The sequence below is a fragment of the Erysipelatoclostridium sp. An173 genome, from assembly GCF_963931465.1.
GTDB classification, from domain to species: domain Bacteria; phylum Bacillota_I; class Bacilli_A; order Erysipelotrichales; family Coprobacillaceae; genus Thomasclavelia; species Thomasclavelia merdavium.
Window position 1 is genome coordinate 1,156,721 of the sequence record NZ_OZ007017.1, and the last position, 19,285, is coordinate 1,176,005.

Below are 19,285 nucleotides of genomic sequence, written 5' to 3' on the forward strand. Positions count from 1 at the left end.
ATTATAATGAAATGAGGAGAAATGATGGCTAATAAAAAAAATGAAGCGATAACAGCAATGGAAGATGATTTCGCGCAGTGGTATACTGATGTTTGTAAAAAAGCGGAATTAATGGATTATAGCAGTATTAAAGGATTTATTATTTATCGTCCTTATAGCTATGCAATGTGGGAAATGATCCAGCAATATATGGATAAAAAATTCAAAGAAACAGGGCATGAAAATGTATATATGCCGCTATTAATTCCCCAATCATTATTACAAAAGGAATCAGATCATGTTGAAGGGTTTGCTCCTGAGTGTGCAACTGTTACAAAAGGTGGTTTAGATACTCTTGAAGAAAATTTATTAATTCGTCCAACTTCTGAAACACTTTTTTGCGAACATTATGCTAAAATTGTAAATTCTTATCGTGATTTACCTAAGTTATATAATCAATGGTGTTCTGTTGTTCGTTGGGAGAAAACAACTAGACCATTTTTAAGAGGGGCTGAATTTTTATGGCAAGAAGGACATACTGTTCATGCTACTAAAGAAGAAGCTTGGGCAGAAACATTACAAATGTTAAAGATTTACGAAGACACTGCTCGTGAATTATTAGCAATTCCAATGGTTACTGGTCGTAAAACTGAAAAAGAAAAATTTGCTGGTGCTGAAGCAACATATACAATTGAAGCTTTAATGCATGATGGTAAAGCTTTACAATCAGGAACAAGTCACTATTTTGGACAAGGTTTTGCAAAAGCATTTGATATGAAATTTTTATCAAAAGAAAATAAATTAGAATATGTTTACCAAACATCATGGGGTGTTTCAACACGTTTGATTGGAGCGATTATCATGGTTCATGGTGATAACAATGGTTTAGTTTTACCACCAAGAGTTGCTCCTATTCAAGTAATGATCATTCCAATTCAACAACAAAAACCTGGTGTTCTTGATAAAGCTAACGAAGTTATGGAACAATTAAAAGCAGCAGGTATTCGTGCTAAAGTTGATGCTAGTGATAAAACACCTGGATGGAAGTTCTCGGATGCTGAGATGCGTGGTATTCCATTGAGAATTGAAATTGGACCTCGTGATATTGAAAATAATGCTTGCGTTATTGCTAAAAGAAACGATGGAACTAAAAATACTTATTCATTAGATGAAACATTACCTGATACAATTAATAAATTGTTAGATACTATTCATGATGAAATGTATCAAAAGGCATTGAAACATCGTGATGAAAATATTAGACAAGCTACAACATATGATCAATTCAAAGATATTATTGCTACTAAAGGCGGATATGTAAAAATCATGTGGTGTGGTGATGAAGAATGCGAAAATAAAATTAAAGCTGATACTACTGCTACTAGTCGTTGTATTAAAGAAGACGAAGAAGCATTTAGTGATGTTTGTCCAGTATGTGGAAAACCAGCTAAAAAAGTTGTTTATTTTGCTAAGTCATATTAAGATACGATTTAATCGTATCTTTTTTTAAGGAAAGGGTAGAAAGGAGTAAAAATAATGAATGATGAAAGAATGGGAAGTAAAAAAATATTACCGTTATTAGTAGAATTTAGTATACCGGCTATTATTGGGATGCTAGTTAATGCGATTTATAACGTTGTAGATCGTATTTTTATTGGAAATGCACCAGGATTAGGTGCAATCGGAATTGCAGGAATAACAATTAGTTATCCGGTTACTTTGGTTTTAATGGCAATTTCGTTAATGGTCGGAGTTGGTGGCGCTACTCGTTTTAGTATTGCTTTAGGACAAAAAAAGCATAAAGAAGCAGCAATTTATCAAGGGAATGCGATTATTTTAACGGTTATTTTTGGTTTGATCTTTATGGTTTTTGGTAATCTTTTTGTTAATTCATTGTTAGTTATGCTAGGGTCAAGTGACAGGGTATTACCATATGCTAGAGATTATTTATCAATAGTATTATATGGGGCAGTTTTTCAATGTGTTACAATGTGTGGTAATAATTTTTCCAGAGCACAGGGGAATCCTAAAAATGCGATGATTTCTCAGTTAATAGGAGCTGGTTTTAATATTGTTTTTGATTATATATTAATTATTAAATTTAATATGGGAATGCAAGGAGCAGCCTTAGCTACAATTGGTGGACAATTCTTAAGTATGATATGGCAGCTATGTTATCTATGTTCAAATCGCTCATTGATTAAATTAGATCTTCAACATATTAAAATAAGAATTAGCTTTGCTTTAGATATTATTAGAACAGGAATACCAGCCTTTTTGATGCAAATGGCAAATAGTGTTTTGAATTTTATTTTGAATAGTAGTTTAGGTACATATGGTGGCGATGTTGCTATTTCAGCTGTTGGAATAATTACAAGTTTCCAAACAATTTGTCAAATGCCTTTGACTGGTTTAATGCAAGGACAACAGCCTTTAATAAGTTATAATTATGGTGCTCAAAAAATTGATCGCGTTAAAGAGACTTTAAAGTATTCAATAATTGGGGGAACAATTATTGCTTTACTTGGCTTTTTAGCAGTTGAATTATTTCCTAAAACAATTATTTTAATGTTTAATAACGAACCAGAAGTAGTTGAATTAGGTACTAGGGCAATAAGAATCTGGTTTATTTGTTTACCATTATTAGGGGCTCAGATCATGAGTGCAAATTATTTTCAATGTATTGGTAAAATTAAAGTTGCTAGTGTTTTGAATTTGTTAAGACAAGTAATTGTTTTAATTCCAATGATTTTGATTTTGTCATCATTAATTGGTCTTGATGGTATTTTTATCGCTGTTCCAATTGCTGATTTAACTGCGTTTTTAATCACAATTTTCTTATTTATTAAATCAATCAGGAAAATTAAAATTAATTAGTAAAACGTTTTCTTTATCAAATAAAAGGCGTATAATATAAATAGGTTAATTTTTGATGGAGGAAATGAAATGAAAAGACTTTTAAATTGTACAACAAGTGAAGCTCTAGCAATGAACGGTGAAGAATTGAAACAATCAATTTTAGCTTGTGAAGGAAGAACAGTAATGACAGAAACTGTTGTTGCTATCCCACCTTTATTAGGAGATTTAACTAATGCTGAATTAGCAGTTTCTTTTGGATCAGATATGGTTTTATTAAACGTATTTGATTGCAATAATCCTGTTATTAATGGAATCGAAGGAACTGATGAACCAGTTAAAGAATTAAAAAGATTAGTTGGTCGTCCAGTTGGATGTAACTTGGAACCAGTTGATCCAGATGCAAAAATGATGGAAACTCGTCATGTAATTGCTGCTGGTAGACAAGCAACTAAAGAAACTATTCAAAAAGCTGAAGAATTAGGGTTTGATTTTATCTGTTTAACAGGTAATCCAGGAACTGGAGTAACAAACAAATCAATTGCAAAATGTATTAAAGTAGCTAAAGAAAACTTTAGTGGTTTAATTATTGCTGGAAAAATGCATGCTGCAGGTGTTGATGAACCATTAGTTGATTTAGATAGCATTAAAGAATTTATTGAAGCTGGAGCTGATGTTATTTTAATGCCAGCAGTTAACACTGTACCAGGATTAAGCGAACAAACATTAACTGAAGCATGTAAATTTATTAAAGAACATGGAGCATTATCATTAAGTGCTATTGGTACAAGCCAAGAAGGTGCTGATGAACAAACAATTAGAGAAATTGCTTTAATTAATAAACGCTGTGGTGTTGATATTCAACATATTGGTGATGCTGGATGGTGTGGTATGGCAATTCCAGAAAATATCATGGCATTATCAATTGCTATTCGTGGTAAACGTTGGACATATCATAAAATTGCTTCTTCAATTAATCGTTAATAATGTTAATATAAAACTACTTAGATTTAAAATCTAAGTAGTTTTTTTAATCGATTACTTTAATTGTATTGATAACCGGTTGATTTGCTTTTTCAACAGTACCGTTATTATCAGTAACTGGAACAGTTGTAGCAATCTGATCAACAACTTCCATTCCTTCGTATACATAACCAAAAACGGCATATTGTCCATCTAATGATTCAGTTGTTTGATGAACAATGAAAAATTGGGAACTAGCACTATCATAATCGCTAGAACGAGCCATTGAAATAGCACCACGAGTATGTTTTAACGGATTATCAACACCGTTAGCACTAAATTCACCTTTGATAGTTTCATCAGATCCACCAGTACCATCACCATTAGGATCGCCACCTTGAATCATAAATCCATCAATAATTCGATGGAATGTTAATCCATCATAAAAACCATCTTTTGCTAGATTGATGAAATTAGTAACTGTGATAGGAGCCTCATCAGCTTGCAATTCTACTTTGATAGTCCCATAATTTTGAACATCAATTTCAATATGATGATTACCGCTTAATAAATCTTCAGTATTAGTTTCATTATTGCTTGATGTATCAGTATCACTGTCACCACTATTTCCACATCCAACCAAACAAATAGCTAAAGCCATAATAGCTGTAAACTTAAAAAATTTCTTCATAATATCTTCCTTTCATAAATTTAATTATAGCGAATATTACTATTAGTTGTCTACATTAATTGTTTTTTCTAAGTAAAACATTAATCGTAAAACTAAGTTCTATCCTAATTTACATAATAGTCGATCTTAAATTCACAAAGTAGATTTATTTTTTCAATTGATTGATTTATTGAAAATATAGTAAAAATTAACATAGTATACTAAAAAATAGAAAGAATATATATTTAATAGTGCTATATTAACAATAAATATATAGAACAATCTTAGGATTTTTTGGTAATAATAGAAGTAATCATAATATTTTAAATGTATATAATAGTAAGAGATTTTAAAAGGAGAAAAATATGTTGTATTATATTATTTTGATTATTTTCTTTACATTTATTGTAATTTTTACCAGGAAATGTTACAAATATATTAGGTTTAGAAAAATAGATAATACGGACAATGAATCGGAGGCAAATAAAATGGGGGAAATTAAAGCGGTAAATATACCAATTAAAGCTGATATAAAAGATGTAGCTGACTGGTTTTTGTTAAAGGAAAATATGTCAAATAAAAAAATCCAAAAATTATGTTATTATGCTGAAGCGTGGAGTTTGGTTTTATTAGATCAAGATATCTCTCAAAATAGTGATTTTGAAGCTTGGGTTCATGGCCCTGTAAGCAAGACTTTATATAACGAATTTAAAGGATTTGGATGGCAGGAATTAACTATTATTAATCCTGTAGTTGTTAAAAAAAGATTAGATGAACTTTTTACAAAAGAACAAATTGAAGTTTTAGAATCTGTTTGGGATACTTATGGTGAATATGGAGCTGATCAATTAGAGGCATTAACCCATACTGAAAAACCGTGGTTAGAACAAAGAAAAGGGTTAGGAAAATTTCAAAGTAGTACAAGAAAGATTTCTAAAGAAACAATGAAAAGATATTATAAATCTATTGCAATCTAATAATTATGAGTAGAAATAGAAAGAAATTAGCTAAAATAGGAATACCAGATGATAAAAAGATAATTCTTACAGATTCAGTAATTAATAAAAAAGAGCATCCCGAGATAAATTTTAAATATTTATATAAATGTAATGTATGTTGTTTTAAGGGGCTAAATAAATATCATAAAAATCATACTGAAGAAGGAGTTTTTGATCAGCTACAAAAATTTTTATATGAAATTGATAAATGTTCTAATTTAGAAGAATTGATAACACAATATACTTCAAAAAATGGAAGTAAAATTGATAATAATAATAAATATATAAAACGTATTAAAAAAGAATTTGAAACTGCATACCCTGATGAAAAAGGATTGCTTGAGAGTAATATTATTCATTTACATTTAAAAAGACATGGAAATGGTAAATTTGTAATATTTGGAGTTAATTATGATAGTGTGTTTTATGTGTTAGCATTTGATCCAGGTCATGAATTTAATAAATTTTAAAATCATAGAATCCTAAGGCTTAATGCCCTAGGTTTTTTTATGTAGAAAAGTTCAATAAAACGTACTAAATAAGTAACAAATCGATTAAAGTCCGTATTATAGTGTTAATATCTTGTCCATATAAAAATATTAAAAACTGTCATGATTAAAATTGCTATTTTTGTGATAAAATATAAGACAATCAAGGAGGTTATGATGAAAAGGGTAGCTTTAATAAATGATGTGACCGGATATAGCCGTTGTTCAGTTGCTATTCAATTGCCTTTAATATCTGCTTTAGGAGTTGAATGTGTTTTTGTGCCAACTGCAATATTATCGGTTAATACATATCATCCAGAATATTATTTTGATGATTATACTGATCGAATGACTGATTATATTTTGACATATAAGAAAATGAATGTAGAATTCGATGGAATAGTAACAGGATTTTTAGGTTCTGATAAACAGATTGATATTGTAATAGACTTTTTTAAAACTTTTAAGAAGAAAAATACTTTTGTATTAGTAGATCCAGTAATGGGAGATCATGGAAAACTTTATCCTACTTATACAAAGAAAATGCAGGATAAAATGCGGGAATTAATCCCATATGCAACAATAATTACTCCTAATTTGACAGAGTTATGTGCATTGTTGGAAGAAGAATATTTAGGAAATAATATTGATTTTGATAAAATAGAACAAATGTGTCAAAGATTGTCTCAATTAGGACCAGAGAAGATTGTTGTTACAGGAATTAATGTGGAAGATAAAATAGTTAATTTCGCATATGAAAAAAATAGGGGAGCTAAATTAATTAAAGTTAAGCGAATTGGTGAAGATCGTAGTGGTACTGGAGATTTAATAAGTGGTATTATTGCGGGAAGTTACGCTAATGGTATGGATTTTTATCAATGCGTACAAAAAGCAGCTGATTTTGCTTGTAAATGTATTGATTATAGTCAAAAAATAGGGGCTCATAATCACTTAGGTTTATGTTTTGAACCGTTTTTAAAAGAATTATAAGGAGGAAAATTAAAATGGTAATCTTATATACATTGGCTGGTAATAGTTATATTGATATTAAAGATTTAGATGATTATCAAGGGATTACTTGTTATGTAAATAGTACTAATCGTTGTAATTGTGCTTGTACATTTTGTTTAAGAAATACTAAAGAAATGAGTGAGTCTAATTCATTATGGTTAAAAGAAGAACCTGATGTTAAAAGAATTATTGATGAATTTGAAAAATATGATTTGAATGCTTTTAAAGAAGTTGTTTTTTGTGGTTTTGGAGAACCGTTACTTCGTCATGATGACTTAATGGAAGTAGCGCGTTATTTGAAAAACAAACGTTCTGATTTAATGATTAGAATTAATACTAATGGCTTAGCTTCGGTTAGTGCTAAACGGGATATTACGCCAGATTTTAAAGATTTAATAGATACTGTTTCTATTAGTTTAAATGCACCAGATAAACAAGAATATTATCAACTAACAAGAGCTAGTTTTGGAATAGATTCTTTTGATTATATGTTAGATTTTGCTAAGAAATGTAAAAAGTATGTTCCTAATGTGGTATTGACAGTTGTAGATATTATTGGTGAAGAAAAAATAGTAGCATGTAAAAAGATTGCTGATGATATTGGGGTAAAATTACGAGTAAGACCTTTTGAAGAGTAAATATTTGTATCACTGGTTTAAATATGATAAAATTACAATCAGTGAGGTAATAAAAAATGATGCAATTAAGTAGAGAAGAAAGATTATTAAAAGTTGAAAGTATGACTAATGTTCGTGATTTGGGTGGATATGAAACTCAAAATGGTTACTATACTAAAAGTCATAAATTCGTACGTTCAACAAATCCGGGTAATCTATCTAAAGATGAAAAAGAATATTTGTATGATTATGGAATTAGAGTACAGGTTGATCTAAGAAGTGATTTTGAAGTAGATCAGCAGCCAAGTGCTTTAAAAGGTTATAAAGATATTGAGTATTATAATATAAATTTATTACAGTCTAAAAATTTAAATGTTTTACCAAGCGAAGTTAGAAATTATCATGATTTATCAGGGTTCTATGTGTTTATGTTAGAGTCTAATAAAGAACAATTTAGACAAGTCTTTGAAATTTTTTATCAGCATCCTTATAATGCAATTATGTTTAATTGTTCAGCCGGGAAAGACCGTACTGGAGTAATTGCGGCATTATTAATGGATTTAGCAGGATGTCATGAATATGATATTGTCAAAGATTATTCAGAATCTTATGAAAATAATCTTAAAGTTATGGCTAAACTTGAAGAACTAGTTGATGAAGATAATCGGGCTTTTTTGGAATCATCACCTAAGATGATGATGAAATTTTTAGATTATTTAAGAGAACATTATGGTAGTGCTAAAGAATATTTAGTACAATGTGGTTTGGAAATTGAAAAGATTGAAGAGATAATTGAAAATTTTACTATTTAAGTTATATATTACGTTAATACATTGATTGGTCAATATTATTAAATTTAATAAAATAAAAAAGAAATTCTCCTATTTAAAGATGTATAAGTAAATAGGAGGTTTTTTTATGAAAGAAAAAAGTAAATTGACATTTAAGCAAAAACAAGATGCGGTAGAAAAATTATTTAGACAATATCATCGTGCAAAACTAAAATTATATTGCTTAGAAAATACATCGTTCTATCCTGAAATAAGTACAAGTTTAGTAAAAGAAAGAAAACATACTTATGGAAAAAATTCAATTGCAGCTCGTTTAAATCAAAGGATCGATGATAAAGATGATTTGAAAAAATTAATTTCTGCTTTTGAAATTGTTATTAATGCATTATCTCCAGAGAGCCAGGTTATTATTAATAATGAATTTATTTTAAAAAAAGATAGTGACTGGTGGAATGAATATTATAGTCGTGCGACATATTATCGAATGAAGACCAGGGCATTAGAAGAAATATTATTTTATGTAAATATTTCATAGAAATAAAAACTTTCTGATGAAAGTTTTTATAATATTAATTATGGATAAAAATCCAAAAATTTAAATATAATGCAAATAAAATCCAAATTAGATAAGGAATGAGTAAATAACTAGCTAAGTGGTTTATAGAATATGTTACTTTTATTAGGATAATTACTAAAATATTTAGTATAAATAAAATTGCTAAAGCAAGAAGAAAGTTTTGATAATTGAAAAAAAAGATCGGCCAGCTAAAATTAATTAATAGTTGAAAATAGTAAATTATTAATGCAGTTTCTTTGTTTTTGTGGTTACTACGATGAATCAGATAACTTGATATTCCCATTAAAACATAAAGAATTGTCCAAACGATAGGGAAAATATATCCTGGTGGGGCTAGTTTTGGACGATTGATATTTTGGTAGATATCCATTGAGTTCATAGTAAAAAATGCACTTAACCCACCAATTCCTAAAGAAATAGCAATATTTAAAATTATATACTTGTATTTTTTCAATTTTATCACCTAATTTATTATAGACAATATTTAAAAAAATATGAGAAATCTTAAGAAAATGATAAATAATGATAAAATATTTTCTGAAATAGAAAAAAACGCTTCTATATAAAAGCGCTTTCATGTATAATGGTAGCAGAGGTAAAAAAATGAAATTAGTATCGTGGAATGTAAATGGAATTAGAGCCTGTATTAATAAAGGGTTCTATGATGTATTAAAGGATAGTCAAGCTGATATTTTTTGTATCCAGGAGACAAAGATGCAAGAAGGTCAAATAGAAATTGAAAAGCATGGTTATTATACTTATATGAATAGTGCTAAAAAGAAAGGATATAGTGGAACATTAGTTTTTACTAAAGTTAAACCTTTAAATTATAGCTATGGTATTGGTATAGAAGAACATGATCAAGAAGGTCGTGTAGTGACTTTGGAATTTGATAATTTTTATTTAGTCAATTGTTATACACCAAATAGTCAAACTGAATTAAAACGACTTGATTATCGAATGCAATGGGAAGATGATTTTTTAAATTATCTAAATACTTTAAATCAACATAAACCGGTAATTCTTTGTGGTGATTTAAACGTAGCACATAAAGAAATTGATTTAAAAAATCCTAAAACCAATCGTAAAAATGCTGGTTTTACAGATGAAGAACGAGCAAAAATGACAAGATTACTAGAAAGTGGATATATTGATACTTATCGTTATTTATATCCTGATCAAACTGGTATTTATTCTTGGTGGTCTTATCGCTTTAATGCTCGTAAAAATAATGCAGGATGGCGGATTGATTACTTTATTGTTTCTGATTCTTTAAAAGATAAAATTAAAGATGCTTTTATTTGTACAGAGATAATGGGAAGTGATCATTGCCCAGTTGGTTTAGAAATAAATTTATAATGTGAATTAAAGGAGATTGTGTCTATGACACCAATAACATTATTATCATTTTATATTTTATTAGGATTAGTTATTTTTTTCTTTATATGTGTCGCATATCAAAAAATTAAAAATAAACAGTGAAGATGCAATCGAAATGATTGCATTTTTTATTGAAATTAATTTCTATAATAACAATAAAATTGGTTGTTTGTATTTTGAAATGAAATATTATTTTTGTTTATTATATAATAAAAGGTTAGTCATTAAACTAACCTAAAGATTTTCGCTTTCTACTAAAACACAATTTTGATAATATTCTAATTTCAAGTCTTTTATTTCTTGCATCAAATTATCATCATATGTTCCTGGCTGTAACCAGATTTTTTCAATATTTAAAGAACTGCATTCTTTAACATAATCACTGCCAAATTTAGGACTAACAACAAATACAGCAACATCTACTGGATTTTTAATAGCACTTAGATTAGGAAAAGTGGCTTCACCATCAATTTCTTTATAGATTGGAGAAACACCATAAACAGTTTTTCCTAATTCTTTTAAACATTTAAAAATTTTATACCCATATTTTTCATGATTAGTAGTGACACCAATTACTGCGAAATTTTGATAATTTTTTAAAACATCTTTTGCTTCCATATTATTTTCTCCTTGTATAATATTACTGTAACGGAGAAATAAGAAAATTACAACAAATATGCTTAATAATAAATAAACTAGCTGTAAAAATACAGCTAGCCAAGTAATTGTTTATATAGTTTAATATCTTCTTTAAAAGTATCAATAGAACTTTGCCAAAAAGTTTTATCAGTTAAATCGATACCAACACTCATACAAATATCTTCTAAGTCCATTTTACCTGTTAACGATAATAGTTTTTCATAAGTTTCGCTAAATTTAGGGCCTTGTTTTAAATAAAGGGCATATAGACCTTTGGCTAATAATAAACCAAAAGCATATGGAAAATTATAATATGAATAACTAGCATCATAATAATGAGGTTTCCAAGTCCACATATATGGGTGTAAATAATTATTATCAAGTCCATCGCCATAAGCATCTTTTTGAGCCTGTAACATTAATTGTTTAATTTCTTCAACGGATAAAGCTCCCGATTTTCTGTTTTCAAAAAAGTTGGATTCAAATAAATAGCGAGAATAAATATCTACGATTACTTGTGTTGCTCCTGATAATTCATCTTCTAATAAAGCTAGTTTTGTTTTATCGTCGGCATCTTTTAAAGCGGCTTTTGTAACTATTGTTTCGCAAAATGTTGAAGCTGTTTCAGCAATTGGCATTGGATATTCACTATTTAAAATTGTTTCATCATTTAAACATTCGCCATGAAAACCATGACCTAATTCATGAGCCATAGTAATCACATCAGAGAAGCTATTACCATAATTTAGTAAAAAACGGCTTTCTTTGATGCTGTGAAGGTTACAACAAAAAGCACCACCAACTTTTCCATTAGCTGGATAAACATCGATCCAATTGTTTTGAATGGCTTTTGAAGCAAAATCTCCTAAGTGTTTAGAAAAAGTATAGAATTGTTTCACAACAAATTCACAGCCTTTTTCATAAGAATAATTGCTTTTATCTTCAATAACAGGAGCATATAAATCATACCAAGGCAATCCATTTTCATGCCCTAGATGTTTAGCTTTAGTTTTTAAGTAATCTTTGAAAATATCAAGATTTTCTTTCATGGTTTCTAATAAAACATCTAAAGTTTTTTTAGACATTCTTGAATTTATTAAAGTTCGCTGTAGTTCATCTTGATAACCATGTAATTTTGTAGTATATAATACTTCGCCTTTAATACCATTTAAACAAGCAGCAATAGTTTGTTCTTTTTCATGATATGACTCTATTTCAGCTAAGTATGCTTTTTTTCTAACTTCTTTATCTTTATCATAAGCCATATTTAAAACTTCAGTTAAAGGATAGGTTTTATTATCAATTGTAACTTTAATACTTGAAACAACTTGATCTTTTAATTTTTCAAAAGCACTGCTACCAGTGTTTTGCATGTGAGCTATAATACTTTCGCTATTTTTATCAAGCGTGTGTTTTTGTTTGTTTTGTATTTCGGTTAAAATATATTGATGTTCTTTAATAAGATCACTAGAAATATTATTTAAGTCAAATGAAGCAATCCATTCTTGAGTGGCAACATCATCTTCTACAAAACTAGCGATTAAGTTATCTAATTGATCACTATATTTTAAGGCTGATTCATTAGTTGTATCTACAGATAATGTTAAACTAATAAAACAAGATAGTTTTTCAATTAATTGATTTAATTCAATTGAATCAATTAAATAGTTTTCTAGAGATTTTTCATCGTGATAGTTACGATATTCATTTATTTGCTGGTGTATTTTTTCCAGTTTTTTAAAGTCTGCTAAGAAATTTTCATCTTTAAAAGATAAATATAAATTATCTAAATTCCATTTATTCATAAAATCACCTCGAATAATATTATACCAATAAAAAATTTAAATATTAACTAATTTAATAAAAAAGGATAGCGTTAACTATCCTTAATCGTTATTGGTAATATAATCAAAAATATCTTTTCTAATTTCATTTTCTAATCGATATGTAAATTGAATTGCAGAATTTTTATTATCAGGTAATTGAACTTTAATAGGGTTACCAATAGTATGTATTTGTCCCATATAATAAAATTCTTTGGAAATAGTATCGTTTTTGTTTTTTCTTACGAATAAATGAATTTGAATATGATTTTCTTGTTCATGATATATTCGTTGTATTTCATCAGAATCAATACTTCGATTTGGTTTTGAAAAACATATTAATGTTTTAGAATCGACAAATTGATGTTGATATTTACCGCCATGATTTGCATCAAGATCGTGATTAATAAATACAGGCATTGTATTTGTGCGTTGATCATATTTATAACCACCAATATTTAATGGAACAGCATTTACTTCCCAGTTTAATAAACGACATACGTCTTCATATGTATATTTTTGATACAGACAAAAATCAGTATTTTTATAATTATTACTGTAAAATGATTTATATCTGTTGATGCCAAAATTAATTATTTCTATTAGCTGTTTTTTGAAATTATTATCTTTAAGCAAATCAATCAATTGTTTTTCTGTATTTAGATTTTCATCTATGAAGATAGCATTTCTATAGGTTGCTTTAGCACCACCAGTAGCAAATTCTTGTCTTAGCTGGTTTACAATTGATAAATAATTTACTTCTTTGAAATCGATATGATATTTATTTTTTAGTTCTTGTTTTAAAAGACTAATAATATTTTGATTGTTTTCAATACATAATTTAATTGCCAATAATTCATGAATTCTTTTTCCGGAAGCTAATTTAGTAGAAATATAAGTTAAATACTGTTCTTGGACATTATTGAATTTTACATTATAATCTTTTTCATATTTTGATAAAAATTTATGATAAGAGCCTAAACTTTTATTTTGGAAAATACGTAAAACATCAATTGATTCATAAGTATCAAAATCTTGTAATCTAGGGATACGTCCTAATTTTTGTTTTAGTTTAAAATAAGCTTCTTTTATAATTTTGACATCACTAAAATTAGCTTTATCAATAGATTCGAAAATTCTTTTTTTAGAAATCTGGTCAAAAGAAACAGTTGATTCACCAGGAATTATTAAAGAGCCTTCACTTACAAATCTTCTTAAATTATCTTTGTTGTAACTAAGATTACCGCTTAGTGCAATTGGAATTAAGAAGTTTTTTTCATAATTGCCAATAAAATCAATAATAACTACATAATCTTTAGAATTATGTTTACGTAATCCTCGTCCTAATTGTTGTACAAAAATAATTGCTGATTGAGTAGGGCGTAACATAACGATCTGATTAACTTTTGGAATATCAATACCCTCATTAAATATATCGACAGTAAATATATAATCAAGATAATCATTAGGATTATCTGTTTCTAATTTATCCATCGCTAATCGTCTTTTTTCTTCACTATCTTCTCCAGTTAGAGCAGTAGTTTTATAACCGCGTTCATTGAATAGTTTAGATAGTTCTTTGGTTTCATCTTTACGACTACAAAACACTAATCCACGAACTCGATTACCAGAATAACCATAAATATTTATTTGATCAATGATATGATCAACACGATTACTAGAAACCAGGTTGTTAAAATCCGTTTTGTCATTTAAAGATACGCCATTAACTTGAACGTCTGTTATACCATAATAATGAAAAGGACATAATAAATCATATTCCATTGCCTGCTGTAATCTGATTTCATAGGCGATATTATAATCAAACATCTTATAAATATCAAAATCATCACTACGTTCAGGTGTTGCAGACATTCCAAGTAAAAAATCCGGTTTAAAATATTCAACTAATTCTTGATAAGAGGATGCTCCAGCACGATGAACTTCATCAATAATAATATAGTCAAAAGTATCGGGAGAAAACATCTCGCGATATTCCTTTTTATGAATTGTTTGTATTGTTGCAAAAATATAATCAGCTTCTAACTCTTTTTTATTACCAGAGAACAAACCTAAACTATGATTCTTAATGATTTTTTTAAAAGAATTCATTGCAGCTAAAGCAATATTTTCACGATGAACGATAAATAGCATTCTTTTAGGGTTATAGTTTTTAACATCAAAAGCGCTAAGATATGTTTTCCCGGTTCCAGTAGCAGAAATGATCAAAGCTTTATTTTTGTTTTCGTTTCTTAATGCATTTAAGGAATTTAATGCTTCTTGTTGCATTAGATTTGGTTCAATATATAAATTCTTTTTCTCTTTTAACGTTGGAATAGAAGTATATATAGTTTCATATTTTTTAATCCAATCTGTTGTAAGAGGTATGGAATGATTCCATTGTAATTTAAATTCTTCTAAAACTTTAAAAATCAGTTCATTATTTTTATTACCAGATACTAGAATATTCCATTCTTGATTAGTAGATAATGCAGATTGGGTTAAATTGGTACTACCAATAATGATGTTATATGAATCTATGTTTTTGAAAATGTATCCCTTAGGATGAAAACCAATATTAGGTTTATCGAAAATTCTAACTTCTATATTATCAAATTTAAGTAATTCATTAAACATATCAGGATGATTAAAATTTAGATAAGACGATGTGATTATTTTTCCTTTTATGCCTTTGTTTTTTAAATCAATTAATGTTTGCTTTAAAACGGCTAATCCAGATTTATTGATAAAAGCGACAGATAGATAAAAAGCATTACATGAATTGAATTGATAAATCAATTCATGAGATAGCTTGATTCCTTCTTGGTAATTATTTGTTAATAATTTTGCAGAGTTAGTAATATTATCAGCTGTTATGTGGTTTAAAGTATTCATTATATTGCTCCTTTATGCATTAGTATAATAGATTTTGTAGACGAAGACTAGTTAATATTTCATTTAGGTGATAGAATTAAGTAAATAGGAAGTGGTAAAATGGCAGATGTAATGACAAAGGAACAACGTTCTAAGAATATGTCACATATTAGAGGAAAAGATACTTCAATCGAGATAAAAGTTCGTAAATATTTGTATCATCATGGCTTTCGTTATCGTAAAAATGTAAAATCTTTACCAGGGAAGCCGGATATAGTTATTTCTAAATATCGCACTGCAATTTTTGTAAACGGCTGTTTTTGGCATCGTCATTATAATTGTAAATATGCTACTCTTCCTAAAACGAGACAAGACTATTGGTTAACAAAAATTAATAAAAATGTGGAAAATGATATAAAGCATTATAATGAATTAAAACAGCTGGATTATAAGGTGGTTATAGTTTGGGAATGTGAAATTAAGGAATGTTTTGAATATCGTATGGAAAAACTGATAGAAGAGATAATTAATAAAGGATAATGTAAGGGTAATAGAGTATTTAATTGAATACTTTTAGGTATGATAAATAATTTCTTATATTATGATATTAATAAGAAAAAAAGATTGACTAATAGGCAAAAAAAGTGTATATTTAATAGGCAACGAATGATAGCAGCACATAGAGTTTTGAAAATTGCGTTTATAACTTTTGTTTGTAAAGTAGCTAGCTGCAAAGTGAAATACTTAATATAAACACAGTTCAATTAATCTATGCAATGTTATTGTTTTATGCAAATAAAACAATAAATGGAGGAAAATTAATGTCACGTTACACAGGACCACAATGGAAAATCTCTCGTCGTTTAGGATTTTCTACATTAGAAAATGGTAAAGAATTAAACAAAAGACCATATGCACCAGGTCAACATGGTCAAAAAAGAAAAAAACAAACAGAATATGGATTACAATTAGCTGAAAAACAAAAAGTAAGACATATGTATGGAGTAAATGAAAAACAATTCCATAACACTTTCAAAAAAGCTGGTAAAATGGATGGTATCCATGGTTACAATTTCTTATGCTTATTAGAAAGTAGATTAGATAACGTAGTTTACAGATTAGGTTTTGCACCAACTAGACGTGCTGCAAGACAATTAGTAAACCACGGACATTTCTTAGTAAATGGAGTTAAAACTGATATCCCATCATTCACTGTAAAAGTTGGTGATGTAATTGAAGTTAAAGAAAAATCTAAAAACTTAGCTATTATTAAATCAACATTAGAAGGTAGAACTTTCACACCTGCTTTCGTTGAAGTAGATGATACTAAATTAACTGGAAAACTTACTCGTTTACCAGAAAGATCTGAATTAAATCAAGAAGTTAACGAATCATTAATCGTTGAATATTACAACCGTAAAGGGTAATTAATTAAAAAATTTAGGTATATCATAAGTATATTGCAGCTATGATATACCTTTTTTGTTGTTATCCTAAAAAATCACAACTAATGTATAAATATTGCATAGTTATTGCGCACGAAAAGTGCTAAAAACGTGCCAAAAATTATTAAAAAAATGGCTTTAGAATGTGGAGTTAAAGGTATGGCATACAACCGTAAAGCGTAATAAATTAAATATTAAAAGATATATCATAACATTGTAGCTATGATATACCATTTTTGTATATTTCAATATATTATAATATCTATTTATCAATATCTAGTTTACAAACTTCGCGATCATATGTTAATAAACCATTGATTTCATCTTCAATATCAGATAATTGAGTATAGATAGCTCCACACAAACCTTTTTCGATTAGTGGGAAAATTGTAGAGTTTAAAAGTTCTTGATATTCTTTTTGAAATTGTTCTTTAGAATCATAGTTTTGATAACCATAAATGTTGTTGGTACTAACATGATTTTTAACTTGATAAGCGTATCCGCCATATTCAGAGATTACAAATGCTCGCTTATCAGGAATTATTTTTGGTTTATCAAAATAATAATGTTCACTTCTAAAATCACCACAATTTTGATCAAACCAGCCACTAGCTGAATCAATTAGTCGTGTTGGATCTAGCGTGCGAAGATATTTTGTTAATTCAACTGTATCAAATTGGCCCCAGCCTTCATTGAATAAAACCCATGTTGATATACATGGAAAATGAGATAAATAATTGATAGTCTCTTTGCATTCATTAATAAACTCTTGCCGATTGGTTTTATCGTTTCTTGCAAGCAGATAGTGATGTTTATCAGAAGTACGTTTTCTAAGACTTTTGAACAAAGTTGGCAAATAAGTAACAATCAATGGATGATAAGGAGAACCGCTATTCACCATATCTTGCCAGACGATTATTCCTAAACGATCACAGTGATAATACCAGCGGGCTGTTTCTATTTTTATATGTTTTCTAATTGTATTGAATCCAAGTTTTTTGATAGTTTCAATATCATAAACTAAGGCTTTATCACTTGGTGCTGTATAAAGGCCGTCAGACCAATAACCTTGATCTAATACACCATGCATAAAAATAGGTTTGTGATTTAAACAGACTCTAGGAATATTATCTTTGTCATTTTCAATTGTAAATGTTCGCATTGCAAAATAACTATCTACTTTATCATTATTAGTAGTGATTGTTAAAGAATAAAGATAAGGGGTATCTGGTGACCATGGTTTTTTATTAGTGATTTTAATTTTTTTATCAATTATTTTTCCGGTTGAAGAAAAAGAGATTTCTTCTTCACCTTCAATTTTTACCTTTATCAATTGATCACTTGCTTGATTAAAAATAATAGTCATTGAAATTTCATCATTATCAAAATCAGGTACAATTTTTACATCTTTAATATATACTTCTGGTACTTCTTCTAACCATACTGTTTGCCATATACCGCTTTGAGCAGTGTAATACATCCCACCACGTTTAAGACGTTGTTTTCCTTTAGCATGGTAACTATGATCTGATTTATCTTGGACACAAACAGTGAAATCATTTATACCATTATTAATATATTTAGTTATATCTACTTCAAAGGGTAGATAACCACCAACGTGACAATATATTTTTTCATGATTAACATATATTTCTGCAATTTGATCAACTGCTCCAAAATGCAAAATAAGACGGGTATTAGGCTTTTTCTCTAAAATAACGAATCGTTGATACCATAAGTATTCATCAGGCTTTAATTGTTTATTTACTTGCGATAATAATGATTCTGGAGAAAATGGTACTAATATTTTATTGTGAAAATATTGTGGATAACATTTTGTTGTTGTAATCGAGTATTGCCAAAAACCATTTAAATTTAAATAATTGTCTCTTTTTAAATAGGGACGGGGATATTCTTCAAGAACATGACGATAATCGATTTCTTTTCCCCATTTTGTATATAGCGGTATTAGAGGTTCTTTTTTTTGAAATATGTTAATAGTTTTAATTGCATTGAGTAATTTCATAAAATACCTCCTTAATATTCTATTTATATTATACAATGAGATTTATTAATATTGAAAGATAATTATTTTTTAGATTGTTAAATTTTATCTAAGATAAAGGAAATACTAGAAATTTATACAAAAATAATGGATTAATTCAAATAATTTG

At 28.2% G+C, this 19,285-nt stretch carries 18 protein-coding genes; 12 read left to right on the forward strand and 6 right to left on the reverse strand.

The window, feature by feature from the left end; translation table 11 throughout:
- The first annotated feature begins 24 nt into the window (after positions 1 to 24).
- From proS to ABGT36_RS05980, 3 genes are all read left to right on the forward strand, one after another.
- Positions 25 to 1,461, forward strand: a complete 1,437-nt coding sequence (proS, locus tag ABGT36_RS05970; RefSeq protein WP_204215251.1) for a proline--tRNA ligase — start codon at positions 25 to 27, stop codon at positions 1,459 to 1,461.
- A gap of 54 nt (positions 1,462 to 1,515) precedes the next feature.
- Positions 1,516 to 2,856, forward strand: a complete 1,341-nt coding sequence (locus ABGT36_RS05975) for an MATE family efflux transporter (protein ID WP_087300347.1) — start codon at positions 1,516 to 1,518, stop codon at positions 2,854 to 2,856.
- Between the two features lie 69 nt (positions 2,857 to 2,925).
- Positions 2,926 to 3,819 carry a PEP phosphonomutase gene (locus ABGT36_RS05980; RefSeq protein ID WP_087300345.1) on the forward strand — a complete coding sequence of 298 codons (894 nt, stop codon included), beginning with the start codon at positions 2,926 to 2,928 and terminating at the stop codon, positions 3,817 to 3,819.
- A gap of 46 nt (positions 3,820 to 3,865) precedes the next feature.
- On the opposite strand, the gene ABGT36_RS05985 is transcribed toward ABGT36_RS05980, so the two are convergent.
- Positions 3,866 to 4,489 carry a peptidylprolyl isomerase gene (locus ABGT36_RS05985; protein ID WP_087300343.1) on the reverse strand — a complete coding sequence of 208 codons (624 nt, stop codon included), beginning with the start codon at positions 4,487 to 4,489 and terminating at the stop codon, positions 3,866 to 3,868.
- A gap of 467 nt (positions 4,490 to 4,956) precedes the next feature.
- On the opposite strand from ABGT36_RS05985, the gene ABGT36_RS05990 reads away from it, so the two are divergent.
- From ABGT36_RS05990 to ABGT36_RS06015, 6 genes are all read left to right on the forward strand, one after another.
- Positions 4,957 to 5,445: a type II toxin-antitoxin system antitoxin SocA domain-containing protein gene (locus tag ABGT36_RS05990; RefSeq protein WP_346677194.1), complete on the forward strand. Its 489-nt coding sequence runs from the start codon at positions 4,957 to 4,959 to the stop codon at positions 5,443 to 5,445.
- Positions 5,446 to 5,450: 5 nt separating this feature from the next.
- Complete coding sequence (locus tag ABGT36_RS05995) at positions 5,451 to 5,936, forward strand: hypothetical protein (protein WP_087300339.1); 486 nt, start codon at positions 5,451 to 5,453, stop codon at positions 5,934 to 5,936.
- 195 nt (positions 5,937 to 6,131) lie between these two features.
- Positions 6,132 to 6,944, forward strand: a complete 813-nt coding sequence (locus tag ABGT36_RS06000) for a pyridoxamine kinase (RefSeq protein WP_346677196.1) — start codon at positions 6,132 to 6,134, stop codon at positions 6,942 to 6,944.
- A gap of 14 nt (positions 6,945 to 6,958) precedes the next feature.
- Positions 6,959 to 7,603 carry a TatD family nuclease-associated radical SAM protein gene (locus tag ABGT36_RS06005; RefSeq protein WP_346677198.1) on the forward strand — a complete coding sequence of 215 codons (645 nt, stop codon included), beginning with the start codon at positions 6,959 to 6,961 and terminating at the stop codon, positions 7,601 to 7,603.
- Between the two features lie 56 nt (positions 7,604 to 7,659).
- Positions 7,660 to 8,394, forward strand: a complete 735-nt coding sequence (locus tag ABGT36_RS06010) for a tyrosine-protein phosphatase (RefSeq protein ID WP_087300333.1) — start codon at positions 7,660 to 7,662, stop codon at positions 8,392 to 8,394.
- A 106-nt stretch (positions 8,395 to 8,500) separates the two neighbouring features.
- Positions 8,501 to 8,908, forward strand: a complete 408-nt coding sequence (locus ABGT36_RS06015) for an MG284/MPN403 family protein (protein ID WP_087300331.1) — start codon at positions 8,501 to 8,503, stop codon at positions 8,906 to 8,908.
- A 34-nt stretch (positions 8,909 to 8,942) separates the two neighbouring features.
- On the opposite strand, the gene ABGT36_RS06020 is transcribed toward ABGT36_RS06015, so the two are convergent.
- Positions 8,943 to 9,413, reverse strand: a complete 471-nt coding sequence (locus tag ABGT36_RS06020) for a TspO/MBR family protein (protein ID WP_204215253.1) — start codon at positions 9,411 to 9,413, stop codon at positions 8,943 to 8,945.
- A gap of 140 nt (positions 9,414 to 9,553) precedes the next feature.
- On the opposite strand from ABGT36_RS06020, the gene ABGT36_RS06025 reads away from it, so the two are divergent.
- Complete coding sequence (locus ABGT36_RS06025; protein ID WP_087300327.1) at positions 9,554 to 10,309, forward strand: exodeoxyribonuclease III; 756 nt, start codon at positions 9,554 to 9,556, stop codon at positions 10,307 to 10,309.
- Between the two features lie 255 nt (positions 10,310 to 10,564).
- On the opposite strand, the gene ABGT36_RS06030 is transcribed toward ABGT36_RS06025, so the two are convergent.
- The 3 genes from ABGT36_RS06030 to ABGT36_RS06040 form a co-directional block, all read right to left on the reverse strand.
- Positions 10,565 to 10,948, reverse strand: a complete 384-nt coding sequence (locus ABGT36_RS06030) for a CoA-binding protein (protein WP_087300325.1) — start codon at positions 10,946 to 10,948, stop codon at positions 10,565 to 10,567.
- Between the two features lie 95 nt (positions 10,949 to 11,043).
- Entirely contained in the window at positions 11,044 to 12,774 is a 1,731-nt protein-coding gene (locus ABGT36_RS06035; RefSeq protein ID WP_346677202.1) for a M3 family oligoendopeptidase, read from the reverse strand.
- 81 nt (positions 12,775 to 12,855) lie between these two features.
- A complete protein-coding gene (locus tag ABGT36_RS06040; protein WP_346677204.1) occupies positions 12,856 to 15,687 on the reverse strand; it encodes a DEAD/DEAH box helicase in 2,832 nt (943 codons plus the stop codon).
- A 99-nt stretch (positions 15,688 to 15,786) separates the two neighbouring features.
- On the opposite strand from ABGT36_RS06040, the gene ABGT36_RS06045 reads away from it, so the two are divergent.
- On the forward strand, positions 15,787 to 16,206 hold the full coding sequence (locus ABGT36_RS06045) for a very short patch repair endonuclease (protein WP_346677206.1): 420 nt from the start codon (positions 15,787 to 15,789) through the stop codon (positions 16,204 to 16,206).
- Between the two features lie 281 nt (positions 16,207 to 16,487).
- Positions 16,488 to 17,093: a 30S ribosomal protein S4 gene (gene rpsD, locus ABGT36_RS06050; RefSeq protein ID WP_087300309.1), complete on the forward strand. Its 606-nt coding sequence runs from the start codon at positions 16,488 to 16,490 to the stop codon at positions 17,091 to 17,093.
- Positions 17,094 to 17,373: 280 nt separating this feature from the next.
- Here rpsD and ABGT36_RS06055 read toward each other — a convergent pair whose 3' ends face one another.
- The gene (locus tag ABGT36_RS06055) at positions 17,374 to 19,137 is read right to left on the reverse strand and encodes a sugar-binding domain-containing protein (protein ID WP_346677208.1); all 1,764 of its coding nucleotides are present in this window, start codon (positions 19,135 to 19,137) and stop codon (positions 17,374 to 17,376) included.
- Positions 19,138 to 19,285: the final 148 nt, after the last annotated feature.

Coding starts and splice junctions, on each gene's coding strand:
- proS (WP_204215251.1), top strand. CDS start 25: ATGGCTAATAAAAAAAATGAAGCGATAACAGCAATGGAAGATGATTTC.
- ABGT36_RS05975 (WP_087300347.1), top strand. CDS start 1,516: ATGAATGATGAAAGAATGGGAAGTAAAAAAATATTACCGTTATTAGTA.
- ABGT36_RS05980 (WP_087300345.1), top strand. CDS start 2,926: ATGAAAAGACTTTTAAATTGTACAACAAGTGAAGCTCTAGCAATGAAC.
- ABGT36_RS05985 (WP_087300343.1), bottom strand. CDS start 4,489: ATGAAGAAATTTTTTAAGTTTACAGCTATTATGGCTTTAGCTATTTGT.
- ABGT36_RS05990 (WP_346677194.1), top strand. CDS start 4,957: ATGGGGGAAATTAAAGCGGTAAATATACCAATTAAAGCTGATATAAAA.
- ABGT36_RS05995 (WP_087300339.1), top strand. CDS start 5,451: ATGAGTAGAAATAGAAAGAAATTAGCTAAAATAGGAATACCAGATGAT.
- ABGT36_RS06000 (WP_346677196.1), top strand. CDS start 6,132: ATGAAAAGGGTAGCTTTAATAAATGATGTGACCGGATATAGCCGTTGT.
- ABGT36_RS06005 (WP_346677198.1), top strand. CDS start 6,959: ATGGTAATCTTATATACATTGGCTGGTAATAGTTATATTGATATTAAA.
- ABGT36_RS06010 (WP_087300333.1), top strand. CDS start 7,660: ATGATGCAATTAAGTAGAGAAGAAAGATTATTAAAAGTTGAAAGTATG.
- ABGT36_RS06015 (WP_087300331.1), top strand. CDS start 8,501: ATGAAAGAAAAAAGTAAATTGACATTTAAGCAAAAACAAGATGCGGTA.
- ABGT36_RS06025 (WP_087300327.1), top strand. CDS start 9,554: ATGAAATTAGTATCGTGGAATGTAAATGGAATTAGAGCCTGTATTAAT.
- ABGT36_RS06030 (WP_087300325.1), bottom strand. CDS start 10,948: ATGGAAGCAAAAGATGTTTTAAAAAATTATCAAAATTTCGCAGTAATT.
- ABGT36_RS06035 (WP_346677202.1), bottom strand. CDS start 12,774: ATGAATAAATGGAATTTAGATAATTTATATTTATCTTTTAAAGATGAA.
- ABGT36_RS06040 (WP_346677204.1), bottom strand. CDS start 15,687: ATGAATACTTTAAACCACATAACAGCTGATAATATTACTAACTCTGCA.
- ABGT36_RS06045 (WP_346677206.1), top strand. CDS start 15,787: ATGGCAGATGTAATGACAAAGGAACAACGTTCTAAGAATATGTCACAT.
- rpsD (WP_087300309.1), top strand. CDS start 16,488: ATGTCACGTTACACAGGACCACAATGGAAAATCTCTCGTCGTTTAGGA.
- ABGT36_RS06055 (WP_346677208.1), bottom strand. CDS start 19,137: ATGAAATTACTCAATGCAATTAAAACTATTAACATATTTCAAAAAAAA.